Below are 25,056 nucleotides of genomic sequence, written 5' to 3'. Positions count from 1 at the left end.
ATCGCAGCGATGCGAAGTCTTCTCTCCCCTGCCCTGCCGGCCGCGCTGACGAGCGCGCTGCTGCTGGCGACCGGCCTGCCTGCCGCCGAGGCTTCGACCGCCTCCGCGCGGGCCAAGGCGGCGGCCGACAAGCGCAGCGCCCCGGCGCGCAGCCCCGTACTCTACGCCGGCCGCGCCGATGCGATGCAGTTCGCCGACGAGGTGGCGGCGCGGCGCCAGCTCGATCCGGCCTGGACCCGCGCGACCATCGGCCAGGCGCGCCAGTTGCCCAACGTGCCGCGCCTGATGCTGCCTGCGGCCGGCGGCGCACCGAAGAACTGGCAGGCCTACCGCGGCCGCTTCGTCGAGCCGGTGCGCATCGCCGCCGGCGTGCGCTTCTGGCGCAGCAACGCCGAGACGCTGGCGCGCGCCGAGGCCACCTACGGCGTGCCGGCCGAGATCATCGTCGGCATCATCGGCGTCGAGACCATCTACGGCCGCGACATGGGACAGTTCCGCGTCATCGACGCGCTGGCCACGCTGGCCTTCGACTTTCCCGATGCCCATCCGCGAGCGGCCGAACGGCGGGCCTTCTTCCGCGGCGAGCTCGAAAGCTTCCTGAGCACCGAGAGCCGGACCGCCGAGAATCCGATGACCCCGGTGGGCAGCTATGCGGGCGCGATGGGCATGCCGCAGTTCATGCCGAGCAGCATCGCCAAATACGCCGTCGACTTCGACGGCGACGGCCGCATCGACCTGGTCCGCAATCCGGTCGACGTGATCGGCTCGGTCGCCAACTACTTCAAGGCCTTCGGCTGGCAGCCCGGCGTGCCGCCGGTGTTCCCGGTGCGCTTCGACGAGGCGCGGCTGCGCAAGGCGGTGCTGCTGGCGCCCGACATCGTGCCCACCTTCAGCGTCGACGCCTTCGTGGCCGGCGGCGCGGTGCTGCAGGGCGAGGCGCTGCGGCACCCGGGCCTGCTCGCTCTGGTCGAGCTGCAGAACGGCCACGGGACGCCGAGCTACGTCGCCGGCACGAAGAACTTCTACGTCATCACCCGCTACAACTGGAGCAGCTACTACGCGATGTCGGTGATCGACCTCGGCCGCGAGGTGCAGGCGGCAATGGCGCAATGAGGCCGCGCCGCGCGGCGCCGGTCGACTACCTCACCTTGCCTTCCTTCCAGGCCGTCAGCAGCTTGTTGTAGTCGATGGTCTCGCCCTTGGGCTTCTCGTTCGCGAGCTTCTTCCAGGGTGCGTGCTCGTCGCTCAGCATCTTCGCGGGGTCGCCCTTGGGTGCCAGCTTGGGCGCGCACTTGGCCATGCCGGCACGCTCGAGGCGGCCCATCACGTTGTCCATCTCCTCGGCCAGGTTGTCCATCGCCTTCTGCGGCGTCTTCTCGCCGGTCACGGCTTCGGCCACGTTCTTCCACCAGAGCTGGGCCAGCTTCGGATAGTCGGGCACGTTGGTGCCGGTCGGGGTCCATGCCACGCGTGCGGGGCTGCGGTAGAACTCGATCAGGCCGCCGTACTTGTTGGCGTTCTGCGTGAAGTAGTCGTGCTTGATGTCGCTCTCGCGAATGAAGGTCAGGCCGACCACGCTCTTCTTGGCCGATACGGTCTTGGAGGTCACAAACTGCGCGTAGAGCCAGGCGGCCGCGGTCTTGTTGGCGTCATGGCCCTTGAAGAAGGTCCACGAGCCGACGTCCTGGTAGCCGTTCTGCATGCCCTGCTTCCAGTAGGGGCCGTTGGGTCCGGGCGCCATGCGCCACTTGGGCGAGCCGTCGGCGTTGACCACCGGCAGCCCGGCCTTGGTCATGTCGGCCGTGAAGGCCGTGTACCAGAAGATCTGCTGCGCGATCTGCCCCTGCGCCGGCACCGGCCCGGCCTCGCCGAATGTCATGCCCATGGCCTCCTTGGGCGCGTACTTCTTCATCCAGTCGATGTACTTGGTGAGCGCATAGACCGCGGCCGGCGAATTGGTCGCGCCGCCGCGCGCCACCGTGGCGCCCACCGGCGTGCACTTGTCGGCCGCGACCTTGATGCCCCATTCGTCGACCGGCATGCCGTTCGGGATGCCCTTGTCCGCGGTGCCCGCCATCGACAGCCAGGCGTCGGTGAAGCGCCAGCCCAGCGAAGGGTCCTTCTTGCCGTAGTCCATATGGCCGTAGATCGGCTTGCCGTCGATGGTCTTGACGTCGACCGTGAAGAACTCCGCGATGTCCTCGTAGGCGCTCCAGTTGAGCGGCACGCCGAGTTCGTAGCCGTACTTGGCCTTGAACTTGTCCTGCAGGTCCTTGCGACCGAACAGGTCGGCGCGGAACCAGTACAGGTTGGCGAACTGCTGGTCGGGCAGCTGGTAGAGCTGGCCGTCGGGCGCGGTCGTGAAGCTGGTCCCGATGAAGTCCTTCACGTCGAGGCCCGGATTGGTCCACTCCTTGCCCGCGCCCGCCATGTACTCGGACAGCGACATGATCTTGCCGTAGCGGTAGTGGGTGCCGATCAGGTCGGAGTCGGAGATCCAGCCGTCGTAGATCGACTTGCCCGACTGCATCGAGGTCTGCAGCTTCTCGACCACGTCGCCCTCCTGGATCAGGTCGTGCTTGACCTTGATGCCCGTGATCTCCTCGAAGGCCTTGGCCAGCGTCTTCGATTCGTACTCGTGCGTGGTGATGGTCTCCGACACCACCGCGACTTCCTTGACGCCCTTGTCCTGCAGCTTCTTGGCCGCGTCGATGAACCATTTCATCTCGGCCGCCTGCTGCTCCTTGCTCAGGCTCGACGGCTGGAACTCGCTGTCGATCCATTTCTTCGCCTCCGCCTCCCCGGCCCAGGCACCCTGCAGGGCAAAGCTTGCCGCTGCCGCTGCCAACGCTGTGTAGCGAATCTTCATGCTTGTCTCCTCGATGGCGCTTTCCGCTGCTGGCAGAACGGCTCCGGGAAAGCGGAAGAGCCGGTCCGTTTCGAAAGGAGCGCGTGCGTTCAGCCCTTGCGCATCACCAGCGCGAGCACGCCCATGGACAGCACGAAGCTGATCCAGATCGACGGCTCGGCCTCGAGGCCGAACCACTCCTGGAACCTGCCCGCGAGGCCGATGAAGATCAGGTTGATGTAGGCCGCGATCAGGAGGCCGATGAACAGCCGGTCGCCGCGCGTCGTCTCCATCGGCAGCCAGCCCCGACGCAACGGGGTCGGCGACTGCAGCTCCCACACGGTCATGCCGACCAGCATCAGCGCGATGCAGCTGAAGAAGATCGCCACCGGGGTGGTCCAGACCATCCAGTCGAACATGTCAGACCCTCCCCATCGCGAAGCCCTTGGCGATGTAGTGCCGCACGAACCAGATCACGATGGCGCCCGGCACGATGGTCAGCACGCCGGCGGCGGCGAGCGTGGCCCAGTCCATGCCCGAGGCGCTCACGGTTCGCGTCATGGTCGCCACGATGGGCTTGGCGTTCACGCTCGTGAGCGTGCGCGCAAGCAGCAGCTCGACCCAGCTGAACATGAAGCAGAAGAAGGCCGCGACGCCGACCCCGGCCTTGATCAGCGGCAGGAAGATCGTGAGGAAGAAGCGCGGGAACGAATAGCCGTCGATGTAGGCGGTCTCGTCGATCTCGCGCGGAATGCCGCTCATGAAGCCTTCCAGGATCCAGACCGCGAGCGGCACGTTGAACAGCAGGTGCGCGAGCGCCACGCCAAGGTGGGTGTCCATCAGGCCCACCGTGGAATAGAGCTGGAAGAACGGCAGCAGGAACACCGCGGGCGGCGTCATGCGGTTGGTCAGCAGCCAGAAGAAGACGTGCTTGTCGCCCAGGAAGGTGTAGCGCGAGAACGCGTAGGCCGCGGGCAGCGCCACCGCCAGCGAGATCACGGTGTTGATGCCGACGTAGATCAGGCTGTTGATGTAGCCCGAATACCAGGATTCGTCGGTGAAGATGCGCCGGTAGTTGTCCCAGGTGAAGGCCTGCGGAAAGAACGAGAAGCTGGAGACGATCTCCTCGTTGGTCTTGAAGCTCATGTTGACCATCCAGTAGATGGGCAGGAGCGCGAACACCAGGTAGAGCAGCAGGAAGACGCTGCGCTTGCTGAAGCGGTCGTGGTTCATTGCGGCTCCTCCGCGACCTCGAGCGTGCCGACCCGCAGCATCCAGCTGTAGAGCACGAAGCACAGCAGCAGGATGATGAGGAAGTAGATGAGCGAGAAGGCCGCGGCCGGCCCGAGGTCGAACTGGCCCACCGCCTTCTGCGTCAGGTACTGGCTCAGGAAGGTGGTCGCGTTGCCGGGGCCGCCGCCGGTCAGCACGAAGGGCTCGGTATAGATCATGAAGCTGTCCATGAAGCGCAGCAGCACCGCGATCACGAGCACGCCGCGCATCTTGGGCAGCTGGATGTAGCGGAACACCGCAAACTTGCTTGCGCCGTCGATGCGCGCGGCCTGGTAGTAGGCGTCGGGAATGGACCGCAGCCCCGCGAAGCACAGCAGTGCCACCAGCGGCGTCCAGTGCCAGACGTCCATCAGCAGCACCGTGAGCCAGGCGTGGCGCGCATTGCCCGTGTAGCTGTACTCGATGCCCAGCTTCATGAGCGTGTGGCCGAGCAGGCCGATGTCGCTGCGTCCGAAGAGCTGCCAGATGGTGCCGACCACGTTCCAGGGGATCAGCAGCGACAGCGCCACCACCACCAGCACCGCCGAGGCCTTCCAGCCCGTGGCAGGCATCGACAGCGCCAGGCAGATGCCCAGCGGAATCTCGACCGCCAGCACCGCGAGCGAGAAGCCGAGCTGGCGGAACAGCGCCGAATGCAGCTCGTCGTCGCGCATCACGGCCGCGAACCACTCGGTGCCGACGAACACGCGGCGCTCGGGCGAGATGATGTCCTGCACCGAGTAGTTGACCACGGTCATCAGCGGCACGATGGCCGAGAAGGCCACGCACAGCAGCACCGGCAGCACCAGCCACCAGGCCTTCTGGTTCAGGGGCTTGTTCGTTGCGTTCATGGCACCAGCTCCTCGTCGCGGTAGAAGCAGCTCTTGCGGTCGATCACGCGCAGCCAGACCGGAGCGCCCGCTGCAGGCACCACCGCATCGTTCGCGAGCCGCGCCTTCAACAGGCTCTCGCCGGCCTGTGCGCTCAGCATCAGGTGGGTGCCGACGTCCTGCAGCCGGGTCACGGTTGCGGGGATCGCGCCGGCCGAGCCCGGTTCGGCCAGGCTCAGGTACTCGGGCCGGATGCCGAGCTTGAGCGGGCCTTCGGGCAGCGTGCGGGGCGCTGCCAGCCGCGTGCCGGCGATCTCGAGCATGCCGGCCGTGCTCGTCAGCGGCAGGAAGTTCATGCCCGGCGAGCCGATGAAGTGGCCCACGAAGGTGTGGGCGGGCCGCTCGAACAGCGCCTCGGCGCTGCCCACCTGGACCGCCTTTCCGCGTGTCATCACGACCACTTCCTCGGCGAAGGTGAGCGCCTCGACCTGGTCGTGGGTGACGTAGATCAGCGTGAGCTTCAGCTCGCGATGGATCTGCTTGAGCTTGCGCCGCAGCTGCCACTTGAGATGCGGATCGATCACGGTCAGCGGTTCGTCGAACAGCACCGCCGAGACGTCGTCGCGCACCAGGCCGCGGCCCAGCGAGATCTTCTGCTTGGCGTCGGCCGCGAGACCGGCCGCGCGCTGGTTGAGCTGGCCGCTCATGTCGAGCATCTCGGCGATCTGTCCCACGCGCCTGCGGATCTGCTCGGCCGGCAGCTTGCGGTTGTGCAGCGGAAAGGCCAGGTTCTGCGCCACGGTCATGGTGTCGTAGACCACCGGAAACTGGAACACCTGCGCGATGTTGCGCTGCTGCGGCGTCTCGCGCGTGACGTCGCGGCCATCGAACCTGACGCTGCCTTCCGACGGCGCGAGCAGGCCCGAGATGATGTTGAGCATCGTGGTCTTGCCGCAGCCCGAGGGCCCGAGCAGGGCATAGGCGCCGCCGTCGCGAAAGCTCATCTGCAGCGGCAGCAGCGCGTAGTCGCTCTCCTGCATCGGACTCGGTCCATAGGCGTGCGCCAGGTCGAGGTCGATGCGTGCCATGTCAGGCGCTCCGTGCAGGCTGTGCCGGCGCCCGTGCCAGCCGTTCGCCGACGTCGAACACGTAGGCCTGGGCGGGATCGAAATACAGCGTGATCGCCGCGCCGAGTTCGAAGCGATGGACGCCCGTGAGCTGTGCCACGACTTCACCCACCGGCGTCTCGACGTGGACGAAGGTGTCCGACCCCGAGATCTCGGCCAGCTCGACCTTGCCGGGCAGCGCGATGTGCGCCGCACGGGCCACGACGTCGAGCGCGCTCGCACGCAGGCCGACCGTGACCAGGCCGTCGACCTCCGGCGGCAGCGCGAGCGGCAGCGACGGCCCGCCCTCCAGCTGCACGCCGCCGGCCGCCACGCGCCCGGCCAGCAGGTTCATCGGCGGATCGCTGAAGGCGCGCGCCACCCGCAGCGACCCGGGCTTGTGGAAGACCTCGGCGGTCGGCCCGTACTGCAGCAGCTCGCCGGCGTCCATGACCGCCGTGTAGCCGCCCAGCAGGAGCGCCTCGCCGGGCTCGGTGGTGGCGTAGACGACGGTCGAATCGCCACTCGCGAACAGGTGCGCGAGCTCGTCGCGCAGGCCTTCACGCAGCTTGTAGTCGAGGTTGACGAGCGGCTCGTCGAGCAGCATCAGCGGCGCGTTCTTCGCCAATGCCCGGGCCAGCGCCACGCGTTGCTGCTGGCCACCCGAGAGCTCGGCCGGCAGGCGGTCGAGGAACATGCCGATGTGCAGCTTGTCGGCCAGCTCGCGCACGCGCGCGGCCACGTTCTTCTCGCCGCGCAGCCTGAGCGGCGAGCCGATGTTGTCGGCCACCGTGAGCGAGGGATAGTTGATGAACTGCTGATAGACCATGGCCACGTTGCGCTGCCGCACCGGCACGCCGGTCACGTCCTGGCCGTCGACCAGCACCCGGCCCTCGGTAGGTGCATCGAGGCCGGCCATGAGCCGCATCAGGCTGGTCTTGCCGGCCTGGGTGGCCCCGAGCAGCACCGTCACCGCGCCGCTGCGCGGCGCAATGCTCTGCGGGTAGAGCCAGGTCTGCGGCCCCACCTTCTTGCCGACGCGCTCGAGGCTCAGCTGCATGGAACGCCTTCCTCGGAACGGGCATGGCGCTGCATCCAGGCATCCACCTGCTCGCGCTGCTGCGGCGTGAGGCGCAGGCCCAGCTTGGAGCGGCGCCACAGCACGTCGTCGCCGCTGCAGGCCCATTCCTGGTCGCGCAGGTAGTGCAGCTCGCGCTCGTGCAGGTCCGGCGCCACGGCCGGGCCCAGGTCAGCCATCGAACCGGCGTCGCCGAGCAGTTCGGAGATGCGCGCGCCGTAGGCCCGCGCGAGCCGGCGCGCCAGCACGTGGTCGAGCCAGGGATGGCGCAGCTGCACCGCGGCGACGAAGTGCTCGAAGTCGTCGTCGGGCCTCGCGCTCGGCCGCGTGGCACCAATCCAGGCCGACAGATCGCCACCGGCCAGGAAGGCGCCGTCGGTCCATGGCGCGCGCGCCTCGCCGAGCATGCGCCCGACCTCGTCGGCGGCGTCTTCCGCAAGCTTTCGGAAGGTGGTGATCTTGCCGCCCCACACCGACAGCAGCGGCGCCGCCGCGGTGTTCGATTCGAGCAGGTAGTCGCGCGTGACGGCCGACGGGTCGCCCGAGGCGTCGTCGAGCAGCGGGCGCACGCCGGAGTAGGTCCAGACCACGTCGGCGGGCTTCACCGGCTGCGCGAAATAGCGGCTGGCCTGGCTGCAGAGATAGTCGATCTCGTCCTCGCCAATGCGTGCCGCGCCTGGATCGTCACCCTGCAGCTCGATGTCGGTGGTGCCGATCAGCGTGAATTCGTCCTGGTAGGGAATCGCGAAGATGATCCGCTTGTCGGGGTTCTGGAAGATGTAGGCGTGGTTGTGGCCGAACACGCGCGGCACCACGATGTGGCTGCCCTTGACCAGCCGCAGGTGACGCGTTGCGAGCGCCTCCCCGTGCAGCGGCCGCGCGACGCCGCGCAGGAAGGCCTCGGCCCACGGTCCCGCGGCGTTCACCACGGCACGGGCACGCACGTTGCGCTGGCGGCCGTCCGCGCCTTCGAGCACCGCGCTCCAGCCCGTGGCGTCGCGCTGAGCGCCGATGCAGCGCGTGCGCGTGAGCACCTCGGCACCGCGCGCGCGCGCGTCGACCGCATTGAGCACCACGAGCCGCGCGTCGTCGACCCAGCCGTCGGAATAGACGAAGCCGCGGCGGAACTCCGGCTTGAGCGGCGCGCCTGCCACATGGCGTCGCAGGTCGACCGTTCGCGAGGGCGGCAGCACCTCGCGCTTTGCCAGGTGGTCGTAGAGGAACAGACCGATGCGGATCATCCAGGCCGGACGCATCGAGGGGTCGTGCGGCATCACGAAGCGCAGCGGCCACATGATGTGCGGCGCGCTCTTGAGCAGCACCTCGCGCTCCTGCAGTGCCTTGCGAACGAGCGAGAACTCGTAGTGCTCCAGGTAGCGAAGCCCGCCGTGGATCAGCTTGGTCGACGACGAGGACGTGTGGGCCGCGAGATCGTCCTTCTCGCACAGCAGCACGCGCCAGCCGCGGCCCGCGAGGTCGCGTGCGATGCCGCAGCCGTTGATCCCGCCGCCCACGATGAGGACGTCGCAATCGGTCGGGTCTGCATTCGGCGAAGAAAGGTCTGCGCTCACGGCGAGGGCTTCCGATCGTGTGTGACTTATTTCACGGTTCTCGGCTGCGTCACTTTCGAATTTTTTCATTTTGATTCCTTACGATGCGATTTTCCCCATCGTTAACCCTAAAGTCCATTCGTTTTCGTTCGTTCTAAAGTCAGGAGCGCGATCGCGCCACCCACTCACCGTGAATTCGAATCCCCGCCAGCTCAAGCTCCTCCACACGGTTCGGTCCCGGGGCTCGGTCTCGGTCGAGCAGCTCGCCGACATGCTCGGCGTGACCCTGCAGACGGTGCGACGCGACATCCAGCGCCTGTCCGACGAGGGGCTGCTCACGCGCTTCCACGGCGGCGTGCGCATGCCGAGTTCCACCACCGAGAACATCGGCTACCGCCAGCGCGAGACGCTGCACGCCGAGGGCAAGGCGCGCATCGCACGCGCAGTGGCGGCGCGCGTGCCCAACGACTGCTCGCTGATCCTCAACATCGGCACCACGACCGAGGCCATCGCCAAGGCGCTGCTGCGCCACACGGGCCTGCGCGTGATCACCAACAACCTCAACGTGGCGACCATCCTGAGCGACAACCCCGACTGCGAAGTGATCGTGGCCGGCGGTTCGGTGCGCTTGCGCGACCGCGCGATCGTCGGCGAGGCGACGGTCGACTTCATCCGCCAGTTCAAGGTCGACATCGCGCTCATCGGCGTCTCGAGCATCGAGGACGACGGCACGCTGCGCGACTTCGACCTGCGCGAGGTGAAGGTGGCGCAGACCATCATTGCGCAGGCGCGCGAGGTCTGGCTCGCGGCCGACGCGAGCAAGTTCAACCGGCCGGCGATGATCGAGCTGGCGACCCTGTCGCAGATCGATTGCCTGTTCACGGACGCCACGCCGCCGCCGCCCTTCCCGGACCTGCTCGACCAGGCCCAGGTGCGCTGCGAGATTTCCGCCTGACCCGAGGACCCCGAAGGACCGTTCCCATGACCTATCTGCTCGCCCTCGACCAGGGCACCTCGAGCTCGCGCAGCATCGTGTTCGACCGCGAGGGCCGCATCGTGGCGATCGCACAGCGCGAGCTGCCCCAGATCTACCCGCAGCCGGGCTGGGTCGAGCACGATCCGATGGAGATCTGGCGCGGCCAGCTCGCCACCGCGCGCGAGGTGCTCGCCAGGGCCGGGCTGCAGCCGGCCGACATCCATGCGATCGGCATCACGAACCAGCGCGAGACCACGCTGCTGTGGAACCGCAGGACCGGCCAACCGGTGCACCACGCGATCGTCTGGCAGGACCGCCGCGCCGAGCCGCTGTGCGCCCGCCTGCGCGCCGACGGCATGGCCGACGTCATCCGCGAGAAGACCGGACTCGTGATCGACGCCTACTTCTCGGGCACCAAGCTGCGCTGGCTGCTCGACAACGTGGCCGGGGCGCGCGCCGCGGCCGAACGAGGCGAACTGGCCTTCGGCACGGTCGACAGCTGGCTGATCTGGCAGCTCACGGGCGGCAAGGTGCACGCCACCGATGTCAGCAACGCCTCGCGCACGATGCTGTTCGACGTCCACCGCAACCAGTGGGACGCGGAGCTGCTGGAGGCGCTCGACATCCCGGCTTCGCTGATGCCCGAGGTGAAGCCGTCGAGCGCGCATTTCGCCGACACCGACGCGGCCCTGCTCGGCCAGTCGCTGCCCATCGGCGGCGTGGCCGGCGACCAGCAGGCGGCCCTCTTCGGCCAGGCCTGCTTCGGGCCCGGCATGGCGAAGAACACCTACGGCACCGGCTGCTTCCTGCTCATGCATACCGGCGAGGCCTTTCAGCCATCGACCAACGGCCTGCTCGTGACCAGTGCGGCCCAGACCGGCGCCCAGCCGCAGTACGCGATGGAAGGCAGCGTGTTCGTCGGTGGCGCCGTCGTGCAATGGCTGCGTGACGGCCTTCAGGCCATCAAGGGCAGCGCCGAAGTGCAAGGCCTGGCCGAGAGCGTGCCCGACTCCGGCGGCGTGATGATGGTGCCGGCCTTCACCGGCCTGGGAGCGCCCTACTGGAACGCCGAGGCACGCGGCATCGTCACCGGCCTGACGCGCGGCACGACCATGGCCCACATCGCACGCGCGGCGCTGGAGAGCATCGCCTACCAGAGCGCCGCACTGCTGCAGGCGATGAGCCGCGACGCGGTGGCCGCCGGCGGCAGCGCCGTGGCCGAACTGCGCGTCGATGGCGGCGCCTGCGTCAACGACCTGCTGATGCAGTTCCAGGCCGACCTGCTGGGCATCCCGGTCCTGCGGCCCGAAGTCACGGAGACCACGGCGCTGGGCGCGGCCTACCTCGCGGGCCTGTCGACCGGGTTCTACGACGACATCCGGCAGCTGTCGCAGCTGTGGCGCGTGGAGCGCCGCTTCATGCCGACCATGGGCCGCCCGCAGGCGGAGGCTTCGATGGCCCGCTGGGAGCGGGCGGTGCGACAGGCCATCGCGACCTGAAGGCCACGCCCGGGCGCCGCCTTCAGCGCGTCAGGACGCGCCAGACCAGTTCCAGCCCGGCCGACCACAGGTCGGCAGTCGGATCGGACTTCTTCTCCTCGCGCAATGCCTCCTGCCGGTTGCGTTCGATGGCGACCAGCGCATCGGCGATGTCCACCGGCGGCCGCGCGGGCTGTCCCGGGGGCGCTGCCGCGCTGGCGTGGCGCTGCAGCGCCTGCTCGACCGCTGCCGGATCGAGCAGCGAGAAGGCGGCGCGGCAATGCGGGCACGCGTGGTCGCGCCGGATATCGACCGGCGCGCCGCAGCCCGTGCAGTAGATCGCATCCACGCGGCGGGCGAGGTCCTCGATCTCGGGCCGCGTCATCTGCCGCACGAAGCCCTTCTCGATCATGAAGGACGAGAAGCTCGCGAAGCGCCCGTGGCCCTGCGGACAGCGATAGGTGACGTAGCGGCCGCTTCGCACCTGGTCGAAGCCATGGGCCAGCGTGCGCTTGCAGCTCGGGCAGCGCAGCGGATCGTGGATCGGATGGTGGGCGTCGCCGCGATGCCGGTGCAGCAGTTCGAACAGCGCCAGGACACCCGAAGGCGCCAGCCGGAGGTTCTCGCCTGCATCGAACCAGAGCCCCTGGCAGGCAAAGCAGATGTCGAGGTCGACCGAAGTGCCGCCGTTGGAGGCGAATCGGTGCGCCTCCGTGGGCTGGCGGCAGGATGGACAGAGACGCGTTGAATTCACGGCGCGCATCGTAGCGCGGAAAACACGCCCGCCATCGGCGAAACGACGGCGCGTGTCCTCTCGCTGCTCAGTGCCCCGGCACCAGGAAGTCCTGGCTGATGCGCCAGCCGAGTTCGTTCACGCGGTCGAGGAACTGCGTGAGGTAGGCATGCAGCCCGGTCGCGAGGATCTCGTCGACACGCGCGTACTGCAGGTCGGCCAGCAGCTTGCCGGCGCGGCGTTGCGTCTCGGCGCTCTGCTCGTTCTTGACCTTGTCGAGGTTGAACACCACCTCGTGCAGGCTCGCATGCAGCGAGCGCGGCATGTCGGGGCGCAGGATCAGCAGCTCGGCCACGCGCTCGGGCTTGATGACGTCGCGGTACACCTTGCGGTAGACCTCGAAGGCCGAGACGCTGCGCAGGATCGCGCTCCAGTGATAGAAGTCGTACTCCTGGTCTTCCTCGGTGGCGGTGCCGAAGAACTCGCTGTTGAGCGCATGGAACTTGACGTCGACCAGCCGCGCCGTGTTGTCCGCGCGTTCGAGGAAGGTGCCGAGGCGCGAGAAGTAGAAGGACTCGTCCTGCAGCATGGTGCCGAGCGTCACGCCGCGCGACAGGTGCGAGCGGAACTTCACCCATTCGAAGAACTGCGCCGGATCGCGCTCGAACTCGCCGGCGCGCAGCATGCGGTTGACCTCGAGCCAGGTGGTGTTCTGGGTCTCCCAGGCCTCGGTGGTGAGCGCGCCGCGCACCGCCCGCGCGTTCTCGCGCGCCGCGCGCAGGCAGGACAGGATCGAGGACGGGTTGGACTCGTCCTTGACCATGAACTCCATCACCTCGTCGGGCTTGAAGCCTTCGTGCTTCTCGTTGTAGAGCGGCAGCAGTTCGCTGATCGACAGCAGGCCCTGCCAGCCATAGCGCGCGACCTCGGCGGATTGCGGCAGCAGCGAGGTCTGGTAGTTGACGTCCAGCATGCGCGCGGTGTTCTCCGCGCGCTCGGTGTAGCGCGACATCCAGTAGAGGTGGTCGGCGGTGCGTGACAGCATATCGGGACTTTCTTCCGCTCAGGTCGAGGTCTGGGTTTGCGATTGCGACTGGGAGGCGGCCGCCGCGCGCGGCTTGGCCGCACGGTCGGCCTCGAGGATCCAGGTGTCCTTGGTGCCGCCGCCCTGCGACGAGTTCACCACCAGCGAGCCCTCCTTGAGTGCGACGCGCGTGAGGCCGCCCGGCACCATCTGCACTTCCTTGCCCGACAGCACGAAGGGCCGCAGGTCGATGTGGCGCGGCGCGATGCCGGCGTCGACGAAGGTCGGCGAGCTCGACAGGCTCAGCGTCGGCTGCGCGATGTAGCCGTCGGGCTTGGCGATCACGGCCTTCTTGAAGTCCTCGATCTCGGCCTGCGTTGCCGCCGGGCCGATCAGCATCCCGTAGCCGCCGGCGCCATGCACCTCCTTCACGACCAGATCCTTCATGTTCGCGAGCGTGTAGGCCAGTTCGTCCTTGTTGCGGCACATGTAGGTCGGCACGTTCTTGAGGATCGGCTTCTCGCCCAGATAGAACTCGATCATCTTCGGCACGTAGGGATAGATCGACTTGTCGTCGGCCACACCGGTGCCGACCGCGTTGCAGATCACGACGTTGCCCTCGCGGTAGGCCCGCATCAGCCCGGCGCAGCCCAGCGTGGAGGTCGGGCGGAACACCTCGGGGTCGAGGAAGTCGTCGTCGACCCGGCGGTAGATCACGTCGACCCGGCGCGGGCCGCGCGTGGTGCGCATGTAGACGAAGTCGTCCTTGACGAACAGGTCCTGGCCCTCGACCAGTTCGACGCCCATCTGCTGGGCGAGGAATGCATGCTCGAAATAGGCGCTGTTGTACATGCCGGGCGTGAGCACCACGACCGTGGGCTCGGCCGTGGCCGGCGGCGCCGATGCGCGCAGCGTCTCGAGCAGCAGGTCGGGGTAGTGGGCGACCGGCGCGATCCGGTTCTGGCTGAACAGCTCGGGGAACAGCCGCATCATCATCTTGCGGTTTTCCAGCATGTAGCTCACGCCGCTGGGTACCCGCAGGTTGTCTTCGAGCACGTAGTACTCGCCGTTGCCCTGGGCGTCCGGCGCGCGGACGATGTCGATGCCCGAGATGTGCGAGTAGATGTCGTTGGGCACCTTGACGCCCTTCATCTCGGGCCGGTACTGCGCGTTGTTGAGGATCTGCTCGGCCGGCACGACGCCGGCCTTGATGATCTCCTGATCGTGGTAGACATCGTGGATGAAGCGGTTGAGCGCGTTGACCCGCTGTACCAAACCCTTTTCCATCGAGTCCCACTCGTGCGCCGGAATGATGCGCGGCAGCAGGTCGAAGGGGATCAGGCGTTCGGTGCCCGAGCCGTCCTCGTCCTTCGCGCCATAGACCGCGAAAGTGATGCCGACCCGGCGGAAGATCATCTCCGCCTCCTCTCGCCGCGAACGCATGACCTCGGTGGGCTGCTTGGCGAGCCATTGGTCGTAACGTTTGTAGTGGCTCCGCACAGCCGCGCCGTTGTAGGGCAGCTGTTCGTACATCTCATCGAATTTGTGCATGGGACGACCAATCTCCTTGACCATAGCTTAGCAAGTTCAAGGCCACGATCGCGGGCTTCATCACCTGGGGCCTGCCCGGATGGCGGCCGCGTGCCACTCAGGGCACGGCATGCTGCCAATAGCGGGCGCGCCGTTGGCGCTCGCAGGCCACGCGCCCGGGTTCGAGGCTGGACCAGGCGGCGGCGCCGCAGTGGGTGGAGCGCACAACCTCGATGCCGCGCGCCTCGTAGCGCGCCGGCACCTCGGCCGCCGGATGGCCGAAGCGGTTGCGCCAGCCCGACTGGACCAGCGCAAGCTGCGGGCGCACGGCGTCCAGCAGCTGAGCGGTCGACGAGGTCTTGCTGCCGTGGTGGGGCACGAGCAGGACGTCCGCGCGCAGGCCGCCGGCGGCGCGCTCCACCAGGGCGCCTTCCTGCAGCCGCTCGATGTCGCCCGCCAGCAGCGCGGTGGCACGCCGGTTGCCGATGCGCAGCACGCAGGAGATGGCATTGGGCTTCGGCGCCACGAAGCTCGCATAGTCTCCGGGTTGCGGATGCAACAGCTCGAAGTCGACGCCGTCCCACTGCCAGCGCTGGCCCGCCTCGCAGCGCTGCGATGGCCGCACGGCCTGCAGCGGATGCCCGGCCTCGATGGAACTCAGCAGCCGGGCCTGCGGCTGCGCCGCGAGCACCGCCTCGGCGCCGCCCGTGTGGTCGGCATCGCGATGGCTCAGCACCACGAGGTCGAGCCGTTCGCCGAGCGCACGTAGCAGCGGCACCAGCACGCGATCGCCGGCGTCGCTGTCGAGGCCGTAGCGCGGGCCCGTGTCGTACAGCAGGCTGTGGCTGGCCGTGCGCACGAGAACGGCGCCGCCCTGCCCGATGTCGGCCGCGAGCAGTTCGAACTCGCCCTGCGCGGGCCGCGGCGGCTGCCAAAAGAGCACGGGCAACAGCAGCGGCAGCCCCATCAGGCGCATCGCGGCAGGCAGCCGCATCGCGATCAGCACGCCGCCCGCGATGCCAGCGACCGCACGCCACAACGGCGGCGCCGCCATCGACAGCGCAGCGAAGGGCCAGTCGGCCATCCATTGCAGCAGCCACAGCATCAGTTGCACCGAGGCCGCGGCAAGCTGCCACAGCGCCGGCGCCAGCGTTCCGAGCATCGCGAGCGGCGTGACCACCAGCGTGACCCACGGGATCGCGACCGCATTGGCCGCCAGGCCCACGAGCGACACCTGCTGGAACAGCAGCAGCGTGAGCGGCGTCAGCGCCAGCGTCACCATCCACTGCTCGCGCAGAAGGCGAAGCGCACGCGCCCCGAAGCCGGCCGGCGCACCGTCGGGCCCGCCGGCACTGCCCGCAAACAGCACGCCGACCGCCACGAAGCTGAGCCAGAAGCCGGCCTGCATCAGCGCCCAGGGGTCGAGCGCGACCACCAGCGCGCAGGCCAGCAGCCAGACGAAGGGCCAGGGCCAGCGCCTGCCTGTCAGTCGCAGCAGCGCGATGGCCGCGAGCATGACGATGGTCCGCTGCGCGGGCACGCCCCAGCCGCTGAACAGCGCGTAGAGCGTGGCCAGCAGCACGCCGCCGACCAGCGCCGCATGCGGGGCCGGCCAGGCCAGCATAAGACGGCCGTTGCGGCGCCAGAGCCAGCCGACCACGCGCATCGCGAGCCACGCGAACATCGTGATGTGAAGGCCGGAGATCGACACCAGGTGCGCGACGCCGGTGATCCGGAAGATGTCCCAGTCGGCCCGGTCGATCGCGTTCTGTTCGCCCGTGACCAGCGCCGCGATCACGCCCGCCAGCCGGGCATCGGCCACCTGCGCGACGATGCGGTCGCGCACCGACCCGCGCAGCCGCTCGACCGGATCGCCCCAGCCCGTGCCGAGTCGCTCGGGCCGCGGATCGCGCGCGCCGTCGCGCACCTGGCCGGTGGCGCGCTCGCCGCGTTCCCACATGCGCAGTTCGTGATCGAAGCCATGCGGATTGAGGCTGCCGTGCGGCGCCCGCAGCCGCACCGTGAAGCGCCAGCGCTCGCCCGCGTGCACGGGGCCCGGCGGCACGGACTCGGCCCCGGGCCGGGCCCAGGGCCCTATGCGGGCGTCGTACCAGGCCAGCATCACGCGCGAGGGCGCGAAGGCAGGCATCGCCTCCTCGTCCTCGCCGGCCTTTGCCCAGTGAGCCGAATCGATATCGAAGACGAAACGGATCCCCGCTGCGCCAAGCTGGGGCATGCTCGCGACCCGGCCCTCGACCAGCAGGTCGCGGCCTTCGATCTCGGGTGGCATTGCGCCGGCCGCGTACGCCGATGCGCGCCAGCCAGCGGCACCGAAGCCGGCCAGCGCGCCGAGCAGCAGTGCGACGCACAACGACAAGGCCATCGGCCAGCGCCGTCGGCGCCATGCCGTCCAGCCCAGTGCACCGCTCGCCAGCAGCAGCAGCGCATAGGCACCCGCATGCCACAGCGACGGCTGCTGCAACTGCAGCGCCGCACCGAGCACCGATCCCGCCATCGCGCCGAACATCGCCCGCGCGCGCCCCTCCCACCTCGTGCTCACGAGGCCGTTCCTTCACCCATGTGCAATTCACTCCCCTGCGCTCTTTGGCGCGCAAATTGCTTTCTGTGTCGGATAGTATGCGTCTCACCCGAGGCACCCTCGACGCACCGAGAAAAAATGTCCATTCACGCCGCGCTCCATCACGTCACCCACTACAAGTACGACCGTCCGGTGCAACTCGGGCCCCAGGTGGTCCGCTTGCGCCCGGCGCCGCACTGCCGCAGCAACGTCATCTCCTATTCGCTGCAGATCGAGCCCGCAGAGCACTTCGTGAACTGGCAGCAGGACCCGTTCGCGAACTACCAGGCCCGCCTGGTGTTTCCCGAGAAGACGCGCGAGTTCAAGGTCACGGTCGACCTCGTGGTCGAGATGGCGGTCTACAACCCCTTCGACTTCTTCCTCGAGCCCTCGGCCGAGAACTTCCCTTTCAAGTACACGCCCGAGCTCGCACAGGAGCTCGCGCCCTACCTGGTGGCGGACGAGGCGACGCCGCTCGTGAAGGCCTACCTCGAGAAGATCGATCGCAAGGAACAGCGCACCATCGACTTCCTGGTGGGCATCAACCAGCAGGTGCAGGGCGACGTCAACTACCTGATCCGCATGGAGCCGGGCGTGCAGACGCCCGAGGAGACGCTGGCCAACGGCTCGGGCTCCTGCCGCGACTCGGGCTGGTTGCTGGTGCAACTGCTGCGCCACTGCGGCCTGGCGGCGCGCTTCGTGTCGGGCTACCTGATCCAGCTCACGCCCGACGTCAAGGCCCTCGACGGCCCCAGCGGCACGACGGTCGACTTCACCGACCTGCATGCCTGGTGCGAGGTCTACCTGCCTGGCGCCGGATGGATCGGGCTCGATGCCACCTCGGGCCTGCTGGCCGGCGAAGGCCACATCCCGCTCGCCTGCACGCCGACGCCCTCGAGCGCGGCCCCGATCGAGGGCGTGGTCGACGATGCCGAGGTCGAGTTCGGCCACGAGATGAAGGTCACGCGCATCTATGAATCGCCGCGCGTCACCAAGCCCTACACCGACGAGCAGTGGACCGAGATCGTGGCGCTCGGCGACGCGGTCGACAAGCGCCTCTCGGCCGGCGACGTGCGCCTCACGATGGGCGGCGAGCCGACCTATGTCGCGACCGGCGACCGCGATGCCGCCGAATGGAACACCGACGCACTGGGCCCGACCAAGCGCGGCTATGCCACCGAATTGGTGCACAAGCTGCGCGCCGAGTACGGACAGGGCGGCTTCCTGCACTTCGGCCAGGGCAAGTGGTATCCGGGCGAGCAGCTGCCACGCTGGGCACTGTCGATCTACTGGCGCGCCGACGGCCAGCCGCTGTGGCACAACCCCGAGCTGTTCACGGACGAGCGCCATCCCACGCACTACACGAGCGAGGATGCGCGTCGCTTCACCACCGTGCTCGCGCATCGACTCGGCCTGACCGAGCGCTACATCCAGCCCGGCTACGAGGACGTCTACTACTACCTCTGGCGCGAGCGCCGCCTGCCGGTCAACGTCGACCCTTTCGATTCGAAGCTCGACGACGAGATGGAACGCGTGCGCCTGCGCCGCGTGTTCACGCAGAAGCTCGACGCCGTGATCGGCTACATGCTGCCGATCGAGGCCGGCAATGCCGACATCGATGCGCCTGCACTGGCCGGCCCGGGCTGGAAGACCGGCCCCTGGTTCCTGCGCGACGACCGCCTGTACCTGATCCCCGGCGATTCGCCGATGGGCTACCGGCTGCCGCTCGATTCGCAGCCCTGGACCAGCAAGGGCGACTACCCCTACCTGGTCGAACGCGACCCGACGGCACCGCGCGGCGCGCTGCCGACCTCGGCCGATTTCCGCGCGCGCTACACGGCCGGCCCGATCGAGTCGGCCCCGCAGTCCGATCGCGCGGCCGTGCCCTACGCCTTCGGCGCGCCCGAAGGCACGCCCGCGGCCGTCAGGCTGCAGGCACCCGGCCAGGCGGCCGGCGACGCCGGCGCCACCACCGATGCGCGCACCGACCCCACCACGCCGCGCCAGCCGCGCCGTGGCGAGTCGGCGCACTGGGTCACGCGCAGTGCGCTGTGCGTGGAAGTGCGCGATCCGCGCCGCGCGAACGGCCCTGCGGCCGAGAAGCTCGGCGCCTCGTCGGGCGTGCTCTACGTCTTCATGCCGCCGCTGGCGCGCCTCGAGGACTACCTCGACCTGGTCGCGGCACTCGAAGCCACCTGCGAGCAGCTCGGCGTCAAGATCGTGATGGAAGGCTATCCGCCGCCGCGCGATCCGCGCCTGAAGGTGCTGCAGGTCACGCCCGATCCCGGCGTGATCGAGGTCAACATCCATCCGGCCCACAGCTGGCGCGAACTCATCGGCCTGACCGAGTTCCTCTACAACGCGGCCTTCGAGACGCGCCTGTCGGCCGAGAAGTTCATGACCGACGGGCGCCACACCGGCACCGGCGGCGGCAACCACTTCGTGATGGGCGGCGCGGCGCCCACCGACAGCCCCTTCCTGCGCCGGCCCGAGCTGCTTGCGAGCCTGCTGCTCTACTGGCACAACCATCCGTCGCTGAGCTACCTGTTCTCGGGCATGTTCATCGGCCCGACCAGCCAGGCGCCGCGCGTCGACGAGGCGCGCAACGACCAGGTCTACGAGCTCGAGATCGCGCTCAAGGAAATCGCCCGCAATCGCGAGATCTACGGCCAGAACATGCCGGCATGGCTGGTCGACCGCACGCTGCGCAACATCCTGGTCGACGTCACCGGCAACACGCACCGCAGCGAGTTCTGCATCGACAAGCTCTATTCGCCCGACTCGAGCACCGGCCGCCTGGGCCTGCTCGAGCTGCGTGCCTTCGAGATGCCGCCGCATGCGCGCATGAGCATCGCGCAGCAGCTGCTGCTGCGCGCCTTCATCGCGCGCTTCTGGGACGAGCCCTACAAGGCACCCGCCACGCGCTGGGGCACCGAGCTGCACGACCGCTTCCTGCTGCCGACCTTCGTCAAGATGGACTTCGACGACGTGATCAGCGAGATGCGCCAGGCCGGCTTCGCCTTCGATCCGAACTGGTTCGCGCCGCACTTCGAGTTCCGCTTCCCGCTCGTGGGCCAGGTGCAGGCCATGGGCATCGAGCTGTCGCTGCGCAACGCGCTCGAGCCCTGGCACGTGATGGGCGAGGAAGGCTCGGCCGGCGGCACCGTGCGCTATGTCGACTCCTCGCTCGAACGCATCGAGGTGCGCGTCACCGGCCTCAACGAGAGCCGCTATGTCATCACCGTGAACGGCAAGGTGCTGCCGCTGCAGGCGACCGGCACGGTCGGCGAGTTCGTCGCCGGCGTCCGCTACAAGGCGTGGAACCCGCCCTCCTCGCTGCATCCGAGCATTGGCGCGCACGCACCGCTGACCTTCGACATCGTCGACACCTGGATGAAGCGTTCGCTGGGCGGCTGCCAGTACTTCGTCGCCCACCCGGGCGGACGCAACTACGACACCTTCCCGGTCAACGCCTACGAAGCGGAGAGCCGGCGCCATTCGCGCTTCACGCGCATGGGCCACACGCCGGGGCTGATGAGCACGCCACCGGCGACCATCGAGCTGGCGGGCAGCCGCGAGTTTCCGTTCACGCTCGACCTGCGGCGCTGAGCGGAGTGTGGAAACGATGCCCCGTTTCCGCACTTATCTCACGCGCTCGCGCCCGGCAAGCGTGACCGCGGTGTGACAATCGGCGCACCGTGGACCCACTGAACGAATCCCTCTTCGACGCCCAATCGCCCGAGGCACCGGCCGCGCTGGCCGCCTCGCTCGCGCCGCCGGCCGCACCGGGACACTACGACGAGCTGCGCGGCATCGCGACGCCGCCCGAAACGCCGCGCGCGGCGGCCGCCTGGCAGTCGACCGTGCTCTACGACACCGCCTCGCCGCCCGAGCAGGCGGCGCCCGCGCCGGTCGCCCCGGCAGCCGACGACCGTGGCGGGCAGGTGCCGCTCGCGCCTTCGTGGGCGCACTTCTTCGAACACCTGGGCAGCGGCGGCTTCGAGGACCTGCCGCGGCGCGCGATCAGCCTCGAACGCCAGATCCGCGACAACGGTGTCACCTACAACGTCTACGCCGATGCGGACGGCCCGCAGCGCCCCTGGTCGCTCGATCTCTTCCCGCTGATCGTCTCGCCCGAGAGCTGGGCCCAGATCGAGGCCGGCGTGCTGCAGCGCGTGCGCGTGCTCGATCAGGTCATGGCCGACGTCTACGGGCCGCAGCAGCTGCTGGCCGAGGGCCTGCTGCCGCCGGCCCTGGTACAGGGCCACCCGGGCTACCTGCGCGCCATGCACGGCGTGCGGCCGCCGGGCGACACCTGGCTGCACATTGCCGCCTTCGATCTCGCGCGCGGCCCCGACGGCAACTGGTGGGTGATGTCGCAGCGCACCCAGGCGCCCTCGGGCCTGGGCTACCTGCTCGAGAACCGGCTCGCGATCGCGCGCCAGTTCCCCCAGGCCTTCGCCAACCTGCAGGTGCAGCGGCTGGCCGCCACCTACAGCGCGATGATGGAAGGCCTGCAGCGCATGTGCCCGGCCGGCCAGCCGCCGCACATCGCCCTGCTCACGCCCGGGCCCTACAACGAGACCTACTTCGAGCACGCGTACCTCGCGCGCTACCTCGGCATCACGCTGGTCGAGGGCAACGACCTCACCGTGCGCGACCAGCGGCTCTACCTCAAGACGCTGCAGGGCCTGCGCCCGGTGCACGGCCTCATGAAGCGGCTCGACGACCAGTTCCTGGATCCGCTCGAGCTCAGGCCCGATTCCACGCTCGGCGTGCCGGGCCTGCTGCAGGCGATCCGGGCCGGCAACGTGCTGGTGGCCAACATGCCGGGCTCGGCCTTCCTCGAATCGCCCGCGCTGCTGGGCTTCCTGCCCGCCCTGGCGCGCCGCCTCATCGGCGAGAAGCTGCAGCTGCCGGCGCTGCCCACCTACTGGTGCGGCGAGCGCGCCGCGATGGAAGCGGTGCTGCCGCAGCTCGGCGACTGCGCCATCAAGTCGACCTACCCCGACATCGATTCGCACGCCAGCTTCGAGGCCGTGCTGGGCGCCCACATGGGACGCCGCGAGCTCGACGAATGGGCCGGCCGGATCGTGCGCCAGGGCGAGGCCCACACGGTGCAGAACTACATGCCGCTGTCGCAGATGCCGACCTGGACCCAGGACTTCGGCCGCGGCCACATCGCGCAGCGCTCGATGCTGCTGCGCGTGTTCGCCATCAGCGACGGCCCGCGCTCCTGGCGCGTGCTGCCCGGCGGGCTGGCACGGCTGGCCGGCCGCGACGCCCAGATCGCCTCGATGCAGCGCGGTGGCAGCAGCGCCGACGTGTGGGTGCGCACCAAGGGCGAGGTCGACCGCACCACCCTGCTCCAGCCGCACGCCACGCCGGCCTCGCTGGCGCGACACCGCGCCCCGGTCACCAGCCGCGCGGCCGAGAACATGTTCTGGCTCGGCCGCCATACCGAGCGCGCCGAGAACGCGGTGCGGCTCGCGCGGCTCACGATCGACCTGCTGGCCGGCGAGGACCATTCCTCGCGCGCGCTGATGACCTGGCTGCACCGGCTGGCCCTGCGCAACGCGCTGGTGCCGCCCGAGGTGCCGAGCCTGCCGAAATCGCGCCGCGTCTTCGAGCGCGCGCTGATCTCAGAGCTCGGCGACGTCGACCAGGGCGGCAGCGTGGGCTACAGCCTGCGCTGCATCCGCCAGTCGGCCGCGGCGGTCCGCGAGCGGCTGTCGCAGGATCACTGGAACCAGATCGTGCGCGCCGAGAGCGACTTCCTGCGCCGGCGCGCGGAGCAGGCCGGCGAGAAGGCCGAAGGCGGCTACGCTGCGGGCGCAGCGCTGCGGCTGCTCGAATCCGCCAGCACCGCGCTCGCGGCCATGACCGGCGCCCAGACCGACCGCATGACGCGCGACGACGCCTGGCGGCTGCTGTCGATCGGCCGCCACATCGAGCGCCTGAGCTTCCTGTCGAGCGCGCTCGAGGCCGGCTTCACGACCGGATCGGTGCACGAGGTCAGCGGCTTCGAGGCCATGGTCGCGCTGTTCGACAGCACCATCACCTTCCATGCGCGCTACCAGCAACGGCGCGACGTCGCCACGCTGGTCGACCTGCTGATGCTCGACGGCGACAACCCGCGCTCGCTGAGCTGGGTCACGCACACGCTGCGCAAGCGCATCGCCAAGCTCGCAGGCAGCGCACCCGACAAGCTGACCGCGCTCTCGTACGACCTGCCCGACCCCGACGCCTGGACCCTCGAGACCCTGTGCGATGCCGGCGCCGACGGCCAGTACCCGGCGCTGGTGCAGCTGTTCGCCGCCTGCGAAGGCGCGGCCTACCACGTGTCGGACGCGATCGGGACGCGCTACTTCACGCTGACTTCCGAATCGCTGCGCTCGGTCGGGGCTTGACGCTCGCCCCAGGTTGGCTCACCTCGTGTAGCCGCCCCCCTACCGGAGGCGCCTCGACACGAAGTGCGAGGCAACCTGGGGGCGAGCGACAATACATTCATGCTGCTTCACGTCACCCACGCCACGCGCTACGACTACACGCCGCCGGTCGAGACCGCGCAGCACATGGCGCACCTGAAGCCCATGAGCACGGTCTCGCAGCGGCTCGTGAGCCATGAGCTCACCATCAGCCCGGCGCCCTCGCTGCGCGAGGAATCGGCCGACCTCTACGGCAACACGCGCGCCTTCTTCGCCCTCGACTCGACCCACGACGAACTGGTCGTGACGGCCGAGAGCGTGGTCGAGACGAGCGCGCCCCTGCTGTCGCCCGCGGTCGCGCGCGGCCTGCCGTGGGAAGAGGTGCGCGAACGCTTTCGCTACGTCAAGGGCGCGCGCTACGACCCGGCCTCGGACTTCGTCTTCCCGTCGCGCTACGTGCCGCGCCATGACGACTTCGCAGCCTACGCGCGCCCCAGCTTCGCGCCGGGCCGCCCGGCCTTCGATGCCGCGATGGATCTCACGCTGCGCATGTATGCCGACTTCGAGTACGACGCCGGCAGCACCGAGATCAGCACGCCCGCCATCGAGGCCCTGGCCCAGCGCAAGGGCGTGTGCCAGGATTTCGCCCACATCATGATCGCCTGCATGCGCACCATGGGCCTGCCCGCACGCTACGTGAGCGGCTACCTGCTGACCCAGCCGCCGCCGGGTCGCCCGCGCCTGATCGGTGCCGACGCCTCGCACGCCTGGGTCTCGGTCTACCTGCCGGGCGCGGACGGCCCCGGCGACTGGGCCGAGTTCGACCCCACCAACGGCCGGCAGCCCGGCGAGGACTACGTGACGCTGGCGATCGGCCGCGACTACTCCGACGTCTCGCCGATGCGCGGCGTGCTGCACGGCGGCGCACGCCACACGCTGGCCGTGAGCGTCACGGTGCGGCCGATGGAGGAACTGATGGAAGAGGCGGCGCGCATCGCAGCGGAGCTGGCCCAGTCGCAGACCCCGTCGCAAGCGCATTCCCAGTCGCAGTCGCAGTCGCAGTCGCGATTCGAACCGCAGCCCCAGACCCCACACCAGGCGCAAACCGCGTCGCAACCCACTCAGGACCACAAGGAAACGCCATGAGCATCCAAGACAAGCTGAAGAGCCTCGGCATCACGCTGCCACCCGTTGCCGTGCCCGCGGCCGCCTACGTGCCTTTCGTGCGCACCGGCAACCTGGTCTTCCTCTCGGGCCACATCGCGCGCAAGGACGGCAAGCCGTGGGTCGGCCAGCTGGGCGCCGGCATCTCGACCGAGGAAGGCAAGCAGGCCGCACGCGCGATCGCGATCGACCTGCTCGGCACGCTGCAGGCGGCGGTCGGCGGCGACCTCGAACGCGTGAAGCGCATCGTCAAGGTGATGAGCCTGGTGAATTCGGTGCCCACCTTCACCGAACAGCATCTCGTGACCAACGGCGCGAGCGAACTGATCGCCGAGGTGTTCGGCGCCGAGAAGGGTGCGCATGCGCGCAGCGCCTTCGGCGTGGCGCAGATTCCGACCGGCTCCTGCGTCGAGATCGAGCTGATCGCCGAGGTCGAGTAGGCCGGGCGCGGTCGTCGCCGG

The 25,056-nt window shown here is 69.1% G+C and carries 18 protein-coding genes; 7 read left to right on the top strand and 11 right to left on the bottom strand.

The features are described 5' to 3' along the window. Positions 1-9: 9 nt before the first annotated feature. Positions 10-1,113, top strand: coding sequence for a lytic murein transglycosylase B (mltB, locus tag QTH87_RS11500; protein WP_286609040.1), 1,104 nt, complete (start codon positions 10-12; stop codon positions 1,111-1,113). Between the two features lie 25 nt (positions 1,114-1,138). Here mltB and QTH87_RS11495 read toward each other — a convergent pair whose 3' ends face one another. From QTH87_RS11495 to glpD, 7 genes are all read right to left on the bottom strand, one after another. Next, positions 1,139-2,869: an ABC transporter substrate-binding protein gene (locus QTH87_RS11495; protein ID WP_286609039.1), complete on the bottom strand. Its 1,731-nt coding sequence runs from the start codon at positions 2,867-2,869 to the stop codon at positions 1,139-1,141. Between the two features lie 89 nt (positions 2,870-2,958). Beyond that, a complete protein-coding gene (locus QTH87_RS11490; protein ID WP_286609038.1) occupies positions 2,959-3,267 on the bottom strand; it encodes a DUF2160 domain-containing protein in 309 nt (102 codons plus the stop codon). Between the two features lies 1 nt (position 3,268). Beyond that, entirely contained in the window at positions 3,269-4,081 is an 813-nt protein-coding gene (locus tag QTH87_RS11485; protein WP_286609037.1) for a carbohydrate ABC transporter permease, read from the bottom strand. Then, positions 4,078-4,971, bottom strand: a complete 894-nt coding sequence (locus QTH87_RS11480; protein ID WP_286609036.1) for a carbohydrate ABC transporter permease — start codon at positions 4,969-4,971, stop codon at positions 4,078-4,080. The genes QTH87_RS11485 and QTH87_RS11480 overlap by 4 nt, the downstream gene beginning before the upstream one ends. Beyond that, positions 4,968-6,038: an ABC transporter ATP-binding protein gene (locus QTH87_RS11475; RefSeq protein WP_286609035.1), complete on the bottom strand. Its 1,071-nt coding sequence runs from the start codon at positions 6,036-6,038 to the stop codon at positions 4,968-4,970. Before QTH87_RS11475 ends, QTH87_RS11480 begins: the two co-directional genes overlap by 4 nt. Before the next feature lies 1 nt (position 6,039). Continuing rightward, on the bottom strand, positions 6,040-7,116 hold the full coding sequence (locus QTH87_RS11470; protein ID WP_286609034.1) for an ABC transporter ATP-binding protein: 1,077 nt from the start codon (positions 7,114-7,116) through the stop codon (positions 6,040-6,042). After that, complete coding sequence (gene glpD / locus QTH87_RS11465; RefSeq protein WP_286609033.1) at positions 7,107-8,774, bottom strand: glycerol-3-phosphate dehydrogenase; 1,668 nt, start codon at positions 8,772-8,774, stop codon at positions 7,107-7,109. The genes QTH87_RS11470 and glpD overlap by 10 nt, the downstream gene beginning before the upstream one ends. 100 nt (positions 8,775-8,874) lie before the next feature. Between glpD and QTH87_RS11460 the strand changes: the two genes are divergently transcribed. Both QTH87_RS11460 and glpK read left to right on the top strand, forming a co-directional pair. Then, positions 8,875-9,639 carry a DeoR/GlpR family DNA-binding transcription regulator gene (locus QTH87_RS11460; RefSeq protein WP_286609032.1) on the top strand — a complete coding sequence of 255 codons (765 nt, stop codon included), beginning with the start codon at positions 8,875-8,877 and terminating at the stop codon, positions 9,637-9,639. Positions 9,640-9,665: 26 nt separating this feature from the next. Continuing rightward, entirely contained in the window at positions 9,666-11,159 is a 1,494-nt protein-coding gene (gene glpK / locus QTH87_RS11455) for a glycerol kinase GlpK (RefSeq protein WP_286609031.1), read from the top strand. Positions 11,160-11,181: 22 nt separating this feature from the next. On the opposite strand, the gene QTH87_RS11450 is transcribed toward glpK, so the two are convergent. The 4 genes from QTH87_RS11450 to QTH87_RS11435 form a co-directional block, all read right to left on the bottom strand. Next, on the bottom strand, positions 11,182-11,901 hold the full coding sequence (locus QTH87_RS11450) for a zf-TFIIB domain-containing protein (RefSeq protein ID WP_286609030.1): 720 nt from the start codon (positions 11,899-11,901) through the stop codon (positions 11,182-11,184). A 58-nt stretch (positions 11,902-11,959) separates the two neighbouring features. Continuing rightward, positions 11,960-12,916 carry an alpha-E domain-containing protein gene (locus QTH87_RS11445; RefSeq protein WP_286609029.1) on the bottom strand — a complete coding sequence of 319 codons (957 nt, stop codon included), beginning with the start codon at positions 12,914-12,916 and terminating at the stop codon, positions 11,960-11,962. A gap of 18 nt (positions 12,917-12,934) precedes the next feature. Then, positions 12,935-14,446: a circularly permuted type 2 ATP-grasp protein gene (locus tag QTH87_RS11440; RefSeq protein ID WP_286609028.1), complete on the bottom strand. Its 1,512-nt coding sequence runs from the start codon at positions 14,444-14,446 to the stop codon at positions 12,935-12,937. Between the two features lie 97 nt (positions 14,447-14,543). Then, positions 14,544-16,940 (bottom strand): DNA internalization-related competence protein ComEC/Rec2, encoded by a 2,397-nt coding sequence (locus tag QTH87_RS11435; RefSeq protein ID WP_286609073.1) that lies wholly within the window; start codon positions 16,938-16,940, stop codon positions 14,544-14,546. A gap of 162 nt (positions 16,941-17,102) precedes the next feature. Between QTH87_RS11435 and QTH87_RS11430 the strand changes: the two genes are divergently transcribed. From QTH87_RS11430 to QTH87_RS11415, 4 genes are all read left to right on the top strand, one after another. Continuing rightward, the gene (locus QTH87_RS11430; RefSeq protein ID WP_286609027.1) at positions 17,103-20,612 is read left to right on the top strand and encodes a transglutaminase family protein; all 3,510 of its coding nucleotides are present in this window, start codon (positions 17,103-17,105) and stop codon (positions 20,610-20,612) included. 98 nt (positions 20,613-20,710) lie between these two features. Then, a complete protein-coding gene (locus QTH87_RS11425; protein WP_444812780.1) occupies positions 20,711-23,413 on the top strand; it encodes a circularly permuted type 2 ATP-grasp protein in 2,703 nt (900 codons plus the stop codon). Positions 23,414-23,512: 99 nt separating this feature from the next. Next, positions 23,513-24,577 carry a transglutaminase family protein gene (locus QTH87_RS11420; RefSeq protein WP_286609025.1) on the top strand — a complete coding sequence of 355 codons (1,065 nt, stop codon included), beginning with the start codon at positions 23,513-23,515 and terminating at the stop codon, positions 24,575-24,577. Next, the gene (locus QTH87_RS11415; protein ID WP_286609024.1) at positions 24,574-25,035 is read left to right on the top strand and encodes a RidA family protein; all 462 of its coding nucleotides are present in this window, start codon (positions 24,574-24,576) and stop codon (positions 25,033-25,035) included. The genes QTH87_RS11420 and QTH87_RS11415 overlap by 4 nt, the downstream gene beginning before the upstream one ends. Positions 25,036-25,056: the final 21 nt, after the last annotated feature.

It is taken from the genome of Variovorax jilinensis (genome assembly GCF_030316885.1).
In the GTDB taxonomy this organism is placed as follows: Bacteria; Pseudomonadota; Gammaproteobacteria; order Burkholderiales; family Burkholderiaceae_C; genus Variovorax; species Variovorax jilinensis.
Note: the sequence above shows the minus strand (reverse complement) of the source record. Positions and strands in the feature narration are given on the sequence as shown.

Coding starts and splice junctions, on each gene's coding strand:
- mltB (WP_286609040.1), top strand. CDS start 10: ATGCGAAGTCTTCTCTCCCCTGCCCTGCCGGCCGCGCTGACGAGCGCG.
- QTH87_RS11495 (WP_286609039.1), bottom strand. CDS start 2,869: ATGAAGATTCGCTACACAGCGTTGGCAGCGGCAGCGGCAAGCTTTGCC.
- QTH87_RS11490 (WP_286609038.1), bottom strand. CDS start 3,267: ATGTTCGACTGGATGGTCTGGACCACCCCGGTGGCGATCTTCTTCAGC.
- QTH87_RS11485 (WP_286609037.1), bottom strand. CDS start 4,081: ATGAACCACGACCGCTTCAGCAAGCGCAGCGTCTTCCTGCTGCTCTAC.
- QTH87_RS11480 (WP_286609036.1), bottom strand. CDS start 4,971: ATGAACGCAACGAACAAGCCCCTGAACCAGAAGGCCTGGTGGCTGGTG.
- QTH87_RS11475 (WP_286609035.1), bottom strand. CDS start 6,038: ATGGCACGCATCGACCTCGACCTGGCGCACGCCTATGGACCGAGTCCG.
- QTH87_RS11470 (WP_286609034.1), bottom strand. CDS start 7,116: ATGCAGCTGAGCCTCGAGCGCGTCGGCAAGAAGGTGGGGCCGCAGACC.
- glpD (WP_286609033.1), bottom strand. CDS start 8,774: ATGAAAAAATTCGAAAGTGACGCAGCCGAGAACCGTGAAATAAGTCAC.
- glpK (WP_286609031.1), top strand. CDS start 9,666: ATGACCTATCTGCTCGCCCTCGACCAGGGCACCTCGAGCTCGCGCAGC.
- QTH87_RS11450 (WP_286609030.1), bottom strand. CDS start 11,901: ATGCGCGCCGTGAATTCAACGCGTCTCTGTCCATCCTGCCGCCAGCCC.
- QTH87_RS11445 (WP_286609029.1), bottom strand. CDS start 12,916: ATGCTGTCACGCACCGCCGACCACCTCTACTGGATGTCGCGCTACACC.
- QTH87_RS11440 (WP_286609028.1), bottom strand. CDS start 14,446: ATGCACAAATTCGATGAGATGTACGAACAGCTGCCCTACAACGGCGCG.
- QTH87_RS11435 (WP_286609073.1), bottom strand. CDS start 16,940: ATGGCGGGATCGGTGCTCGGTGCGGCGCTGCAGTTGCAGCAGCCGTCG.
- QTH87_RS11430 (WP_286609027.1), top strand. CDS start 17,103: ATGTCCATTCACGCCGCGCTCCATCACGTCACCCACTACAAGTACGAC.
- QTH87_RS11420 (WP_286609025.1), top strand. CDS start 23,513: ATGCTGCTTCACGTCACCCACGCCACGCGCTACGACTACACGCCGCCG.
- QTH87_RS11415 (WP_286609024.1), top strand. CDS start 24,574: ATGAGCATCCAAGACAAGCTGAAGAGCCTCGGCATCACGCTGCCACCC.